Origin of the sequence: Microbacterium sp. AR7-10 (genome assembly GCF_001878835.1) — a bacterium.
In the GTDB taxonomy this organism is placed as follows: domain Bacteria; phylum Actinomycetota; class Actinomycetes; order Actinomycetales; family Microbacteriaceae; genus Microbacterium; species Microbacterium commune.
Genome location: NZ_MJIR01000044.1, coordinates 37,945 through 52,670, shown reverse-complemented (window position 1 = coordinate 52,670; position 14,726 = coordinate 37,945). Strand labels below are relative to the sequence as shown.

Below are 14,726 nucleotides of genomic sequence, written 5' to 3'. Positions count from 1 at the left end.
CGACGACGGCCCCGACCGGCGCGGTCACGCGACCTGGATCGTCCAGATGGCGTTCATCCGCCAGAGCATGATCGCCAGCGACAGGCCGATCACCCCGAGGATGACCGTGCTCCACCGCGTGCGGTCGAGCAGGGCCCATGCCGCACCGCCGATGGGCAGCAGGACGGCCGAGACGAGGTACACCCAGAACTCGAGCAGGTCGCCGGTGGGCGGGTTGCCCGCCAGCGGGGCGATGATCGCCATGATCACCTGCACGATGAGCAGCAGCTCGACCAGCAGCAGGCTGCCGACGGTCCAGTCGCTCGGACGACGTCCGGCGAGTCCGGCGATGAGGCAGAACACCCCGGCGGCGCACGCGACGGCGATCTGGGTGATGGTGAACCACAGGATCATCGCTGCCCCTCCGGCATGTTCATGGCGCTCTTGATGTCCTTTCCTCGAGCCTCGACGACGCCGACGAGCAGGCCCTCGGGGTCGATCGCGGCGACCTCCGGTCCCGCCAGCCGCCCGGCCTGCCCGTGCAGGCGCTTGCCGTGGCGCAGGTCGGTCGCCTCGTCTGCCGTCACCGGCAGCACGGGCATGGTGCGCGCTGCCGCCTCGGCGGGGGTCAGTGTTCGCGCATCGGAGAGCGCGTCGATCCCGACCGCGTCGGCGATGGCGAAGCCGCCCACCCGGGTGCGCCGGAGCACCGTGAGGTGGCCTCCGACGCCGAGCGCCGCGCCCAGATCCCTGGCGAGGGCGCGGATGTAGGTTCCCGAGGAGCAGTCCACGACGACGTCGACGTCGACGACGCCGTCCTCGCGCCTGATATCGATCACGTCGAAGCGCGAGACGGTCACCTGCCTGGCCGCGAGCTCGACCTCTTCGCCGGCCCGAACGCGGTCGTAGGCGCGCCTGCCGTCGACCTTGATCGCCGAGACCGAGCTCGGCACCTGAGAGATCGCGCCGGTGAGGGCGGCGATGCCCGCGGCGATGCCTGCGTCGGTCACCGCGTCGAGGGCACCGGCCTCGGCGCGCTCGACGATCTCGCCCTCGGCGTCGTCGGTGGAGGTGCGCATGCCGAGCCGGATCGTCGCGGTGTAGGTCTTGTCGGCGCCGACGATGTAGGTGAGCAGCCGGGTGGCCCCCTCGATGCCGATCACCAGCAGCCCCGTCGCCATCGGGTCGAGCGTCCCGGCGTGCCCGACCTTGCGCGTGCCGAAGGCCCGTCGTGTGCGGGCGACCACGTCGTGACTGGTCAGCCCGCCGGGCTTGTCGACGAGCAGGATGCCGGGTGAGACCATTCCTCAAGCCTAGAGCGTGCGCCTCGGTGCGCCGACGGGACGAGCGGGGATGCCGTCGGCATAGGCTGGTCGGATGCTCGCGCCCTCATCGACGCCCGCGCCCGTGTGGCGTGGCGAGCTGCTGGACTGGTACGCGGCGACGGCACGTGACCTGCCCTGGCGGCGCGCGGAGTTCGCTGCGGATCACGGCGCCTGGGGAACCCTGGTGAGCGAGTTCATGCTGCAGCAGACGCCGGTGGCCCGGGTCATCCCGCACCTGGAGGCATGGCTGCGCCGCTGGCCGACCCCGTCTGCGATGTCGAACGCCACCCCCGCGGAGGTCGTGCATCAGTGGTCCAACCTCGGCTACCCGAGGCGCGCGCTGTGGCTGCACCGGGCGGCGCTGGAGATCGTGGAGCGCCACGGCGGGGTCGTGCCCCGCGACGTGCCCGCGCTGCTGGCTTTGTCGGGGATCGGCGAGTACACCGCCCGGGCGGTGGCCGTCTTCCACTACGGAGACCGGCACCCGGTGGTCGACACGAACACGCGGCGCGTCATCGCGCGGGCCGTCGACGGCCGCTCCCAGCCCGGCCCGCCCGCGAAGCGGGATCTCGCGCGGATGGCCGAGCTGCTCCCCGACGATGTCGAGGAGTCGACCATCTTCAACGCCGCCATGATGGAGCTCGGCGCGGTGGTCTGCACGGCGCGTGCGCCGAGATGCGAGGTGTGCCCGCTGGCATCCGGATGCGCGTGGCTGACCGCAGGGCGACCGGACACCGGTGACACGCGTCGTCGGCAGGCGCGCTTCGAGGGCTCGGACCGTCAGGCGCGCGGGGCGGTGCTCCGCGCGCTGCGCACCGCTGAGGACCATCGCCGGGCGGCCGATGAGGTCGTCGCCGACTGGCCCGATCCCGCCCAGCGCGACCGCGCGATCGACTCGCTCATCGCCGACGGCCTCGTCGAGGCCGTCGGCGGAACGCTCATGCTCCCCCGCTGATCGGGATCAGTCCTCGTCCTCGTCGTCGCGCCGGTACGGGTCGGCGTCACCGGCGTGCGTCGCCGACGAGGCCAGCTTGGCCACCTCGGCGTCGCGCTCACGCGCTTCGCGCAGAAGGTCGGCGATGTGTCCGGCGCTCTCCGGCAGCGCGTCCGGGATGAACTCGAGCGTGGGCACGAGCCGCACGTTCAGCTGACGCCCGACCTCCTTGCGCAGCAGCCCGGTCGCCGAGGTGAGTGCGGCGCCGCTCGCCACGCGCTCCTCATCCGTGCCCAGCACGGTGTAGAACACGGAGGCGTGCTGCAGGTCGCCCGAGACGCGCACCTCCGTGATGGTCACGAACCCGAGACGCGGATCGCGCAGTCCCTTCTCGAGACGCTCGGCGAGGATGACGCGGATGCGATCCGCGAGTCGTGCCTGTCGTTCTCCAGCCATGTTCCTATCCCCTCTGAGGACGAATGAGGGGCGCCTCGCGGCGCCCCTCACATCGTACGGATTCGATCAGCCGCGAGGCTTCTCGACGAGCTCGGTCGTCTCGATCTCGTCGCCGATCTGGATGTCGTTGTACTTGCCCAGGCCGATACCCGCCTCGAAGTCCGTGCGGACCTCGGTGACGTCGTCCTTGAAGCGGCGCAGCGACTCGATGGCGAGGCCATCGGCGATGACGACGCCGTCGCGGATGACGCGTGCCTTGGCGTTTCGGGTGATCGTTCCGGAGCGGACGATGACACCGGCGATGTTGCCGAACTTCGAGGAGCGGAACACCTCGCGGATCTCGGCGACACCCGACTTGACCTCTTCGTACTCCGGCTTGAGCATGCCCTTGAGCGAGCTCTCGATCTCGTCGATCGCGGAGTAGATGACCGAGTAGAACCGCACGTCCACACCCTCACGGGCTGCGGCCTCACGGGCCTTCGGATCGGGGCGGACGTTGAAGCCCACGATGATCGCGTTGTCGATCGTCGCCAGGTTCACATCGGACTCGGTCACCGCACCGACACCGCGGTGGATGATGCGCAGCTGCACCGAGTCGTCGACCTCGATCTTGAGCAGCGACTCCTCCAGCGCCTCGACGGCACCGGACACGTCGCCCTTGATGATGAGGTTGAGCGTCTCGACCTTGCCCTCCTCGAGGGCTCGGGTGAAGTCCTCGAGCGAGATGCGCTTGCGGGCCTTGGCCAGCAGCGCGTTGCGCTGGACAGCCTCGCGCTTCTCGGCGATCTGACGCGCCATCCGGTCTTCCTCTGTGACGATGAAGACGTCGCCGGCGCGGGGCACGGAGTTCAGACCCTGCACCTGCACCGGACGCGACGGTGCGGCGTACTCCACCGATTCGCCGTTCTCGTCGAGCATGGCGCGCACCCGGCCGTAGGCGGTGCCGGCGACGATCGCGTCGCCGACACGCAGCGTTCCGGACTGGATGAGCACGGTCGCGACCGAACCACGGCCCTTGTCGAGCTTCGCCTCGATGGCGACACCACGGGCGGCCTTGTTCGGGTTGGCCGTGAGGTCGAGGCCGGCGTCGGCGGTCAGCAGGACGGCATCGATCAGCTCCTGGATGCCGGTTCCCTGCCGGGCGGAGACATCGACGAACAGCACGTCGCCGCCGTACTCCTCGGCGACCAGTCCGTACTCGGTGAGCTGCTGGCGCACCTTGCCGGGGTTGGCCTCGGGCTTGTCGACCTTGTTGACCGCGACCACGATCGGGACACCGGCGGCCTGCGCGTGGTTCAGCGCCTCCACCGTCTGCGGCATGATGCCGTCGTCGGCGGCGACCACGAGGATCGCGATGTCGGTGACCTGCGCACCACGGGCACGCATGGCGGTGAACGCCTCGTGACCCGGGGTGTCGATGAAGGTCACCGCACGGTCGATGCCGTCGTGCTCGGTCCAGATCTGGTACGCGCCGATGTGCTGGGTGATGCCGCCGGCCTCACCCTCGATGACGTTGGACTGGCGGATCGCGTCGAGCAGACGGGTCTTACCGTGGTCGACGTGTCCCATGACGGTGACCACCGGCGGGCGGATCTCGAGGTCGTCGTCGCTCTCGGCGTCGAGCTCACCCTCCAGGTCGAGACCGAAGCCCTCGAGGAGCTCCTTGTCCTCGTCCTCGGGCGAGACCATCTGGATCTTGTAGCCCAGCTCCTCGCCGAGCACCTCGAAGGTCGCCTCGTCCAGGGACTCGGTGGCCGTGGCCATCTCGCCCAGGTTGAACAGGATGGTGACCAGGGTGCCGGGCTGGACGGTGTAGCCGTTCAGTGCTTCGAGCTTGTCCGCGAAGTCCGCGATGGATGCTCCGCGGCGGAGCCGGATGATCTCGCCGTTGCCCTTCGAGACGTTGACGCCGCCGACGACCGGCGCCGACCGCATCTCGAACTCTTGGCGCTTCGCCCGACGCGACTTGCGCTGCTTGCTCTTGCCGCCGCCCTTGCCGAAGGCACCGGCGGTGCCTCCGCCGGGGCCACGGCCACGGCCGCCACCACCGCCGGGACGACCGGCGAAGCCGCCACCGGGGCGCTGGAAGCCGCCGCCGGCACCGGGACCGCCACCGGCGCCGCCGGGACGGCCGGGACCGCCGGGACGCTGCTGGAACGGTGCGCCGGGACGACCGCCCTGACCACCGCGCGCACCTGCGCCGCCGGGACGGCCGGGGCGCGGAGCGCCCACGCGGGGAGAATCGGGTCGGGGAGCCTGCGGACGCGGGATGTTGCCCGGAGTCGGTCGCTGGCCCATGCCCTGCTGCGAGGCGAACGGGTTGTTGCCCGGACGGGGGCCCGCCGGACGCTGTCCCATGCCCTGCGCGGACGAGAACGGGTTGTTGCCGGGGCGCGGGGCACCCGGCTTGGGTGCACCGCCCGGCTTCGGGGCGCTGTCGCCGGCCGCGGGAGCGCTGCCGCCGGGCTTGGGAGCCGCGGGCTTCGCCGGTCCGGGCGTGGGTGCGCCCGAGGTCGCTGCGGGAGCAGCGGACTCGGTGGCGGGTGCGGCGGGCGCCTCAGCGGGGGCCTCGGCCGGGGCCGCCTTCTTGGCGGGTCCGGGCTTCGGGCCGGGGGTCGGCGCCTTCGGGGAAGCGGCGGACTTGGCCGCAGGCTTCGCCTCGGTCTTCTCTGCCGGCTTCGCGTTGGGGTCGGCCTGGATCGCGGCGCGCAGCTTGCGCGCCACCGGAGGCTCCACCGTCGAAGACGGACTCTTCACGAACTCGCCGAGCTCCTTGAGCTTCGCGAGCGCGAACTTGCTGTCGACGCCGAGTTCAGCGGCGATCTCGTGCACACGTGGTTTGGCAGCCACAATTCTCCTGTCTGGGTCGGTCCGCCCAGGCAGGGCAGACCACTAGTCGCGGACGGGTCTCATTTCGAGCCGTTCACTTTGTTTCCATAGCCGTTCAGCCTTTGTTCCGGTGGAAGTGCCGTTGGATGGTCTGCGCGTCCTCCGCCTCGGGGAATCCGATGGACGGCGGCACGCGGAGTGCTCGTGCGAAGGCCCGTCGCCGCAGAGCGGTGTCGAGGCACTCGAGCGACGGATGCAGCCACGCGCCCCTACCCGGCAGAGCGGCCCGCTCGTCGACGACGAGCCGGTCGTTCTGCACGACCACCCTGATCAGGGCGGATCGAGAGGCACGACCGCGACAACCTACGCACGTTCGTACAGTGTCCATCTTACACCTCGGCGCATCGAGCGATGCCCGCCGCACCGCGGGCGAGCAGGTCGACGCCGCTCACTCCATGACGCTGTCGGGCTGGATGTCGATCTTCGCACCGGTGAGCTTGGCCGCGAGACGGGCGTTCTGGCCCTCCTTGCCGATGGCGAGCGACAGCTGGTAGTCGGGCACCAGGGCGCGCACGGCCTTGGTGCTCGCGTCCAGGACGAACGACGAGGTCACCTTCGCGGGCGACAGCGCGTGCGCGACGAAGGTGGCGAGATCGGGGTGGTGGTCGACGATGTCGATCTTCTCCCCCGCGAGCTCCTCGGTCACCGCACGGACGCGGCGACCCATCTCGCCGATGCACGATCCCTTGGCGTTCACCGACGGGTCGTTCGCCTTGACGGCGATCTTCGTGCGGTGCCCGGCCTCGCGGGCCAGCGACACGATCTCGACGAGGCCGCCGGCGATCTCGGGAACCTCGAGCGCGAACAGCTTGCGCACGAGACCCGGGTGGGTGCGAGAGACGGTGATCTGCGGGCCCTTGGCGCCCTTGGCGACGCTGGTCACGTACACGCGCAGGCGACGTCCGTGGGAGTAGTCCTCCCCCGGAACCTGCTCTTCGGGCGGGAGGATCGCCTCGACGGTGCCGAGGTCGACGTGGATCATGCGGGGGTTGGGACCCTGCTGGATGACGCCGGCGACGATGTCGCCCTCCTTGCCGCGGAACTCTCCGAGCACGGCGTCGTCGGCGATGTCGCGCAGACGCTGGCTGATCACCTGCTTGGCCGCGTAGGCGGCGATGCGGCCGAAGTTCTCGGTCACGACCTCCTCCTCGCCGATGATCGCGTCCTCCTCGTCGGTGACGGGCTGCAGCACGGCGACGTGGCCGGTCTTGCGGTCGAGTTCCACGCGCACGCCGGCCGGTACGGCTCCGTCTTCCGAGATGTGCTTGCCGTAGGCGGTGAGGATGGCCTGCTCGATGATCGACACGAGTTCGTCGAAGGGAATCGCCTTCTCCTTCTCGATTCCGCGCAGCAGTGCGAGTTCGATATCCATCAGCGGTCTCCTCTATTCAGCTCTCACCGCGGACAGACGCTCCGCGGACATCAGATAAGAATACCCGATCCGCCCTGGCTCGACGATGAGCCGGTCGTTCGTGGCACGGGGCCGAGGCACGCGATACTGAGAGCCATGGAGCGATTCGACACGGTCGTCGTCGGTGCCGGGATGGCTGGTCTCACGTGCGCGCGGATGCTCGCGGATGCCGGCCGCACGGTGGTCGTGCTCGAGGCACGCGACCGGATCGGCGGTCGGATGTCGACCGACCGCGGCGCGGGATTCCCCGTCGACCTCGGCGCCTCCTGGATCCACGGCATCCGTGATTCAGCGCTGTTCCAGCTCGTGCAGGCGCTGGGGATCCCGACAAGGGAGTTCACGGTGGGCAGCTTCCAGGTCGGCGGGCGGCCGATGGAGCACTTCGACGGCTCGGGCGAGCGGATGACAGCCGTGGAGGCCGCGCAGTGGGTGGCCGATGTGGAAGCGGTGGACCGGCAGCTGGTCGACGTGATCGCGCGCTCCTCCCCCGGCGAGAGCTACCTCGACGTCACCGAACGGGCGCTGGCTGCATGCGGACTCGCCGCGGGACGGGTCGACGAGATCAGGGAGTTCTTCCGCCATCGCGTCGAGGAGCAGTGCGGGGCGTGGATCGGCGACCTCGACGCGCACGGCCTCGACGAGGACGCGATCGACGGCGACGAGGTCATCTTCCCGCGCGGCTACGACGAGCTGCCGCACCGCGTCGCCGCCGGTGTCGACGTGCGTCTCGCGCACACCGTGCACGGCGTCGAGCGGACGGCTGAGGGATGGCTCGTGCGCGGGGATGCCGGCGGGTTCGCCGCCGACGACGTGGTGATCACCGTGCCGCTCGGAGTGCTGCAGGCGGACACGATCCGATTCGACCCGCCGCTTCCGCAACGGGCGGGCGAGAGCATCGCACGTCTGGGGATGGGGGTGTTCAACAAGGTCTTCGTGCAGTTCCCGGAGCGCTTCTGGGGCGACGAGACGTACGTGATCCGCGCACTCGGCGAGAGCGGTGAACGGTGGCATTCCTGGTACGACGTCTCCGCGATCAGCGGCATCCCGACTCTGCTCACCTTCGCGGCCGGCCCGCTCGGCCGCCGCATGCAGAGCCTGCCGGATGCCGAGGTCGTGGCAGACATCGTGCACGCGCTGCGCGGGCTGTACGGCGACGCCGTGCGCGATCCCATCGCGTCGTGGGTCACCCGCTGGGGAGACGACCCGCACTCCCGCGGTTCGTACTCGCACCTGCCGATCGGCGCCACCCACGGCGACCACGACGCGCTCGCGGGGCCGTTCCACGGCGGGCTCCGGTTCGCCGGCGAGGCGACCTGGGGCGAGGAGCCGGCCACCGTGGGTGGTGCGTACGCATCAGGGCACCGGACGGCGGAGAGCATCCTCGCGCACCCGGTCGATCGGGCGGCGTTCGCCGCGGCCATCGTCGAGCGCGAACAGCGAACGGCGACCGGCTGAGGATCAGCCCGCGGAGGATCCGCCCGCGGAGGGCAGGTCGTTGATCGCTCGGATGAGGGCGTAGAGCTGACCGACGCTGCGCTGCTCGAGGTTCAACGCCAGGCGAGGCAGCTCGACGACGTCCCCGGCTGCGCGCTCGACATCGAGCGGCCCGGTGCGCTCGATGCGGCCGGAGGCGCACATGTGCCCGAACCGCTCGTTGAGGCTCTCGATCTCGGCATCCGTCGGCGCGTGCACCAGCCGCAGCACCAGCACGTCGTCGACCCAGCGAAGCGAGTCGTAGTTGCTCCAGAAGCCGGTGACGCTGGCCGCCGCCTCCTCCACCGAATCGGTGATCAGCACGCGGTCGAGGTCGTGCGGCGAGATCACCCCTGCCGGGGTGAGGTACTCGTCGACGAAGCGCCGCAACCCGCTCCAGAAGGTGCCCTTCGGGGCATCCAGCAGCACGATCGGCGTCGGCTCCGCCTTGCCGGTCTGCTGCAGGGTGAGCAGCTCGAACATCTCATCCATCGTGCCGAACCCGCCCGGCAGACAGATGAAGCCGCGTGACTCCTTGATGAGCATCAGCTTGCGGGTGAAGAAGTACTTCATCGAGACGACCTGCGTGCTCTCCGCGACGATCGTGTTCGCGCGCTCCTCGAACGGCAGCCGGATCGACACGCCGAGCGACATCTTCGACCCCGCTCCCTCGGCCGCCGCCTGCATGATCCCCGGCCCGGCCCCCGTCACCACCATCCACCCGTCATCGGCCAGTGCCGACGCGACATCTCGCGCCTGCAGGTAGAGCGGGTCGTCCTCGGCGGTGCGCGCCGATCCGAAGACCGTCACCTTCGGCACGTGGTGGAAGGGCTGGAACAGCAGGAACGCCTGGTGCATCTCCTGCAGCGCCGCCGAGGCGATCTTCAGATCGAGACGGTCGGTGTTCTCGACGCCGAGCGACAGCGAGGTCTGCAGCAGGCGCGTGATGAGCCCTCGCTCCGCACGGATGCCTGCCTTGTCGAGAAGCGCGGTGAGCTCGTGGCGCAGATCGTCGTTCAGCGTGGCATCCGTCATGCCTCCACCCTGTCACAGCCGCCCACGGGCGGCCGCGACAGCTCAGCGGGTGAGTCGCGAGACGACCTCGTCGGCGGAGAGCGACTCCCGCTCGCCGGTGGCGCGGTCCCAGAGCTCCACCTGGCCCTCCGCGGCGCCTCGACCGACGATCACGATCTTGGGCACTCCGACGAGCTCGGCATCGCCGAACTTCACTCCGGGCGACACCTTCACGCGATCGTCGTAGAGCACGTCGAGGTGGGCCGTCTCGAGCTGGTTCGAGATGCGCTCCGCGACGTCGAACGCGACCTGGTCGCGTCCAGCCGCGACGACCTGGACGTCGAACGGGGCGACGGACGCGGGCCAGATCAGGCCCCGCTCGTCGTTGTTCAGCTCGGCGATGATCGCCAGGATGCGCGTGACGCCGATGCCGTACGAGCCCATCGTCACCGTGACGAGCTTGCCGTTCTGGTCGAGCACCTTCAGCCCGAGCGCCTCGGCGTACTTCCGCCCGAGCTGGAAGACGTGCCCGATCTCCATCCCGCGGGCAAGCGACACCGGACCGGAGCCGTCGGGTGCGGGGTCGCCGTCGCGGACGTTCGCGATCTCCACGGTGCCGTCGGCGGTGAAGTCGCGCCCGGCGACGACCGTGTGCGCGTGCTTCTGGTCGATGTTGGCGCCGGTGATCCATCGGGTGCCGTCGGCCACCCGGGGGTCGACGAGGTACCGGATGCCCGTCGCGGACTCCTCACCGAGCACCGGCCCGGTCTCGGACCACGGGCCGATGTAGCCGCGCACGAGCAGCGGATGCCGCTCGAAGTCGGCATCCGTCGCCGCCTCGACCTCGGCCGGCGCGAACGCCACCTCGGCGCGCTTGAGATCGACGTCGCGGTCGCCGGGGATGCCGACGACCACCAGTTCCCGTGAGCCGTCGAGGTGCGTGAGGGCGAGCACGACGTTCTTCAGCGTGTCGGCCGCGGTGTACTCGCCGTCGAGCACCGCATTGCAGTGCGCGACGAGCGTGTCGATGGTGGGGGTGTCCGGAGAGTCGAAGATGGTCGCCGGCTGCACACCCTCCCAGCCGACGGCCTCCGGAGCGGTGGTGGTGTAGGCCTCGACGTTGGCCGCGTAGCCGCCTTCGCTGCGCACGAAGGTGTCCTCGCCCACCGGTGTCGGGTGCAGGAACTCCTCGCTGCGCGAGCCGCCCATCGCGCCGGCGTCGGCCTGCACGATCGCGTACTCGAGGCCGAGTCGCTGGAAGATGCGCTCGTACGCATCGCGCTGGGCCATGTAGCTGGCGTCGAGCCCCTCATCGGACGCGTCGAACGAGTAGGCGTCCTTCATCGTGAACTCGCGACCGCGCAGCAGGCCGGCGCGCGGCCGGGCCTCGTCACGGTACTTGTCCTGGATCTGATAGATCGTCAGGGGGAGGTCCTTGTACGAGGAGTACAGGTCTTTCACGAGCAGGGTGAACGCCTCTTCGTGGGTGGGGGCGAGCAGATAGTCGCCGCCCTTGCGGTCCTGCAGACGGAACAGCAGATCGCCGTACTCGTCCCACCGACCGGTGGCCTCGTACGCCTCGCGCGGCATGAGCGCGGGGAAGTGCACCTCCTGGGCGCCGGCCGCAGCCATCTCTTCGCGGATCACCGTCTCGATCTTCGCCTTCACCCTCAGGCCCAGCGGCAGCCACGCGAAGATGCCCGCCGCCTGCGGGCGGATGTAGCCGGCCCGGATCAGCAGACGGTGGCTGGCGACTTCGGCGCCGGCCGGGTCTTCACGGAGCGTGCGGAGGAAGAAGTTCGAGAGACGAGTGACCACGGGTCAAGTGTAGTGACCCGCGGTCACCCGTCCCGGCGGTCACTCAGTTCAGGGCGCGGGTGCCCTCGGGGATCACGCCGTTGGCGTACAGGTCGGTGGCGAGGTCCTGCAGAGCGGTGAGCGCGACCCGCTGCGTGGTGGGCCCGTACGAGATGCGCGAGACGCCCAGCGCCTCGTACTCGGCTGCGGTGAGCGCGCCCGGCAGTCCGATGACGCTGACCTTGTTGCGCCCGATCCCGTCGACGAGGGTGCGGGTGGCGTCGGCGTCGAGCACGCCGGGCACGAAGACGGCGGTGGCGCCGGCCTCGATGAATGCGCGGCCCCGCGCCACGGCATCCGACAGCTTGTCGGCGAGCGGCTTGTCGCCGCCGCGGACGATGGCGTCGGTGCGTGCATTGAGCGCGAACGGCACGCCCTCCGCCTCGGCTGCCTTGACGATCGCCTCGACCTTGGCCACGGATTCTTCGAACGGCGCCAGGCGGTCCTCGATGTTGGCGCCGACGACACCGACGCCGATCGCGAGCCGGGTGGTCTCACCGGCGTCGTCGTAGCCGTCGTCCAGGTCTGCAGTGACCGGGAGGTCGACGCCCGCGGCGATGCGACCGACGAAGTCGATCATGATGTCGCGCGGGATCTGCCCGTCGGCGTAGCCGAAGGTCGCCGCGATCGAGTGGCCCGCGGTCGCGAGGGCCGTGGTCTCGGGCAGCGCGGCGATCGCCTTCGCCGAGACGACGTCCCAGATATTGACCACGCGCAGGATCTCCGGCGCTTCGTAGAGTTCGATGAGGGTGCGGGCTTTGTCAGCGTTCGTCATGCCCTCACGCTAATGCGCGTGCGCCGGTGCGGGGCCGCTGTTACCCGAGGTTGCGCGGGGCCGTGCGTAGGGTGGGAGCATGCCTCAGCGTCGATCCCACGTCTCGTCCTCCGCCGCGCAGAGCCAGCTCGCCGAGGTGCTGGCCACACTGCGTGAGGGGATCGAGGCGCCCGTCGAGTTCCCGCCCGAGGCGATCGCGGAGGCGCAGGCTGCGAGCGCGGCGACGCCGGGCCTGGATCTGCGCGACGTGCCGTTCGTCACTCTCGACCCGCTCGGCTCGAAGGATCTCGATCAGGCGTTCCATCTCGCCCGCGCAGGGTCGGGGTATCGGGTGCGGTACGCGATCGCCGACGTGCCCGGCTTCGTGACTCCCGAAGGCGCTGTCGACGCCCAGGCCCGCCTGCGCGGACAGACCCTCTACCTCGCCGACGGGAACATCCCGCTGCATCCCCGGGTGCTGTCGGAGGATCGCGCGTCGCTGCTTCCGGATGCCGAGCGCCCGGCGCTCGTCTGGACGTTCTCGCTCGACGCCGAGGGCTCGAGGACGGATTTCCGACTCGAGCGCGCGCTGATCCGCTCGCGCGCGCAGCTGGAGTACGTCTCGGCACAGGCATCCGCAGACCGAGGTGAGGACGAGCATCTGGCGCTGCTGCGCGAGATCGGCGAGCTGCGCCGTGCGCGCGAGGCCGAGCGCGGCGGCGCGAGCCTGAACCTCCCCGATGAGGAGGTCGTGCTGCGCACAGATGGCCACTACGACATCGAGCGCCGCCATCCGCTGCAGATCGAGGACTGGAACGCGCAGCTGTCTCTCATGACCGGCATGGCCGCGGCCGAGCTGATGATCGATGCGAAGGTCGGCGTGCTGCGCACCATGCCCCAGCCCGACGACGCCGCGTTCGAGCGCTTCCGGCGACAGACTCAGGCCCTCGGTCGGCCGTGGATCTCCGGTCGGTACGGCGAGTACCTGCGCGCACTCGACAAGGCCGATCCGCTCACTCTGCCGGTGCTCGAGGCCGCGGCATCGCTGTTCCGCGGGGCGGGTTACGTCACGTTCGACGGCGAGCTGCCCGCAGGCGATCTCTCGCAGGCCGCGATCGGCGCGCCCTACGCCCATGCCACGGCTCCGCTGCGTCGCCTGGTCGACCGGTGGTCGCTGGCGATCTGCCTCGCGGTGTCGGAAGGCCGCCCCGCACCGGAGTGGGCACGCGAATCGCTTGCCGAGCTGCCGGGCCTTATGCAGCAGTCGGCACAGCGGGCGTCGACGCTGGGTGCCGAGACGATCAACCGGGTCGAGGCCGCGCTGCTGCAGCCGCTCATCGGTCAGACGATCGAGGCGACCGTCATCGAGCTGCGCGGCGAGGATCGCGCGGCCGTGCAGATCGCTCATCCGGCGGTGACGGCGACCGCACCCGTGCCGGCCGGGACGGCGCCCGGCTCGTCGGTGCGACTGCGTCTGGTGGCTGCCGACGTCACGGATGGCGCGGTGGAGTTCGCCGCCTGAGCTGTGCGCACGAGCTGACCGTCAAGACCGGCGGAGCCGCGTGCGCAGGAGCCGGCGGAGCCGCGTGCGCAGGAGCCGGCGGAGCCGCGTGCGCAGGAGCCGGCGGTGCCGCGTGCGCAGAGTCCGGCTGGTCCCGTTCGGCCGCCTCCGCGCGCCCGATGCGGCCATCTGGGCCCACCCGGGGAGGAGGATTCGCGCGCCCGCCCTCGGCGCGTTCTGCGCGTGGTCGCAGACCGCCCGGTTCAGGGGGCGGGAACCGCCGTCGTCGTCATGACGAGCAGCTGCGGATCGCGGAGATCGAGCGACACCGAGATCGACGCGAACTCCGCCAGTGAGCGCACGTGCGTTCCCCCGCAGAGGAAGCCGACCTCACCCTCGGGCAGGGTGCAGCGCCAGGTGCGGCGATCGATGATGCTCGGGCCCTCGACCTCGATGCGGCTCTCCCCTGCCGAGGCGACCCAACCCGCGAGGATCTCGTTGATCCGCGTCTCACGCTGGTCGAGCGTGGCGGCGAATCCCTCGGAATCGAAGCCGGCCTTGCGCAGGCTCTTGCCCAGGCGGTACTCGTCGACGCTCCCGTCGGCGTGGATGCGGCTGGACTGGTTGGCCCTGCCCTCGAAGTCGGGACTGCCGAGCGGGTCGGTGCCGATCTGCTTGCGCCACAGGTCGGCGAGCGCCGCGTCGAGGGCGAGGGATGCCAGATGGCACGCGGTGTGCCCTCTGCTCAGAGCGTGCCGGTGATCGGCATCCACGGTCAGGGTGACCCGAGCGCCGACAGCGATGCCCGCGGGAATCGCGCCCTCGGTCCGATGGCCGACCATCCACGTCCAGCCCTCGCCGCCGCGCTTGACGGGAATGTCGGACCCGACGGCCAGCGCCCCTTCGTCGCTGATGGCGGCCATGACGGCCTCGGCGACGCGCAGCTGCACGTCACCGACGGTGATGCCGCCGGAGTCGCCCGGCTGGTCGGGCCAGGTGTGATCGACCGGATGGAACGGGGTCGTGTCGACCACGACGATCGAGGCGGCCTGATCGACGAGCAGCACCTCGCCGTCGCCGCTCAGTGCGCCATCGGGGAACGAGACACGCGTCGACTGCATGGACTTCCTGTC

The 14,726-nt window shown here is 70.4% G+C and carries 13 protein-coding genes; 3 read left to right on the top strand and 10 right to left on the bottom strand.

Annotated features, from left to right (window positions below; translation table 11 throughout):
* Window positions 1–24 precede the first annotated feature (24 nt).
* Together BFN01_RS05400 and truB are read right to left on the bottom strand one after the other, a co-directional pair.
* On the bottom strand, window positions 25–393 hold the full coding sequence (locus BFN01_RS05400) for a hypothetical protein (protein WP_071642296.1): 369 nt from the start codon (window positions 391–393) through the stop codon (window positions 25–27).
* Entirely contained in the window at window positions 390–1,283 is an 894-nt protein-coding gene (truB, locus tag BFN01_RS05395) for a tRNA pseudouridine(55) synthase TruB (protein ID WP_071642294.1), read from the bottom strand. Before truB ends, BFN01_RS05400 begins: the two co-directional genes overlap by 4 nt.
* A gap of 73 nt (window positions 1,284–1,356) precedes the next feature.
* Between truB and BFN01_RS05390 the strand changes: the two genes are divergently transcribed.
* Window positions 1,357–2,259: an A/G-specific adenine glycosylase gene (locus BFN01_RS05390; protein ID WP_071642292.1), complete on the top strand. Its 903-nt coding sequence runs from the start codon at window positions 1,357–1,359 to the stop codon at window positions 2,257–2,259.
* A gap of 6 nt (window positions 2,260–2,265) precedes the next feature.
* Here the strand turns inward: BFN01_RS05390 and rbfA are convergent, their stop codons facing one another.
* The 4 genes from rbfA to nusA all read right to left on the bottom strand — a co-directional run bounded on the left by rbfA (window position 2,266) and on the right by nusA (window position 6,955).
* Window positions 2,266–2,694, bottom strand: coding sequence for a 30S ribosome-binding factor RbfA (gene rbfA, locus BFN01_RS05385; protein ID WP_071642289.1), 429 nt, complete (start codon window positions 2,692–2,694; stop codon window positions 2,266–2,268).
* A 66-nt stretch (window positions 2,695–2,760) separates the two neighbouring features.
* Window positions 2,761–5,544: a translation initiation factor IF-2 gene (gene infB, locus BFN01_RS05380; RefSeq protein WP_256221033.1), complete on the bottom strand. Its 2,784-nt coding sequence runs from the start codon at window positions 5,542–5,544 to the stop codon at window positions 2,761–2,763.
* A gap of 94 nt (window positions 5,545–5,638) precedes the next feature.
* A complete protein-coding gene (locus BFN01_RS05375; protein ID WP_071642285.1) occupies window positions 5,639–5,911 on the bottom strand; it encodes a YlxR family protein in 273 nt (90 codons plus the stop codon).
* A gap of 60 nt (window positions 5,912–5,971) precedes the next feature.
* On the bottom strand, window positions 5,972–6,955 hold the full coding sequence (gene nusA, locus BFN01_RS05370; protein ID WP_071642282.1) for a transcription termination factor NusA: 984 nt from the start codon (window positions 6,953–6,955) through the stop codon (window positions 5,972–5,974).
* A 135-nt stretch (window positions 6,956–7,090) separates the two neighbouring features.
* Here nusA and BFN01_RS05365 point away from each other — a divergent pair, with 135 nt between their 5' ends.
* On the top strand, window positions 7,091–8,449 hold the full coding sequence (locus BFN01_RS05365; RefSeq protein ID WP_071642280.1) for an NAD(P)/FAD-dependent oxidoreductase: 1,359 nt from the start codon (window positions 7,091–7,093) through the stop codon (window positions 8,447–8,449).
* Between the two features lie 3 nt (window positions 8,450–8,452).
* Here BFN01_RS05365 and BFN01_RS05360 read toward each other — a convergent pair whose 3' ends face one another.
* From BFN01_RS05360 to BFN01_RS05350, 3 genes are read right to left on the bottom strand one after another with little or no spacing between them, the layout of a single operon-like run.
* Window positions 8,453–9,502 carry a TIGR00730 family Rossman fold protein gene (locus BFN01_RS05360; protein ID WP_071642278.1) on the bottom strand — a complete coding sequence of 350 codons (1,050 nt, stop codon included), beginning with the start codon at window positions 9,500–9,502 and terminating at the stop codon, window positions 8,453–8,455.
* A 42-nt stretch (window positions 9,503–9,544) separates the two neighbouring features.
* Complete coding sequence (locus BFN01_RS05355; protein ID WP_071642275.1) at window positions 9,545–11,299, bottom strand: proline--tRNA ligase; 1,755 nt, start codon at window positions 11,297–11,299, stop codon at window positions 9,545–9,547.
* Between the two features lie 43 nt (window positions 11,300–11,342).
* A complete protein-coding gene (locus tag BFN01_RS05350) occupies window positions 11,343–12,113 on the bottom strand; it encodes an isocitrate lyase/phosphoenolpyruvate mutase family protein (protein ID WP_071642273.1) in 771 nt (256 codons plus the stop codon).
* A 79-nt stretch (window positions 12,114–12,192) separates the two neighbouring features.
* On the opposite strand from BFN01_RS05350, the gene BFN01_RS05345 reads away from it, so the two are divergent.
* Window positions 12,193–13,614: an RNB domain-containing ribonuclease gene (locus BFN01_RS05345; protein WP_071642271.1), complete on the top strand. Its 1,422-nt coding sequence runs from the start codon at window positions 12,193–12,195 to the stop codon at window positions 13,612–13,614.
* 242 nt (window positions 13,615–13,856) lie between these two features.
* On the opposite strand, the gene BFN01_RS05335 is transcribed toward BFN01_RS05345, so the two are convergent.
* On the bottom strand, window positions 13,857–14,714 hold the full coding sequence (locus BFN01_RS05335; protein ID WP_071642267.1) for a hypothetical protein: 858 nt from the start codon (window positions 14,712–14,714) through the stop codon (window positions 13,857–13,859).
* Window positions 14,715–14,726: the final 12 nt, after the last annotated feature.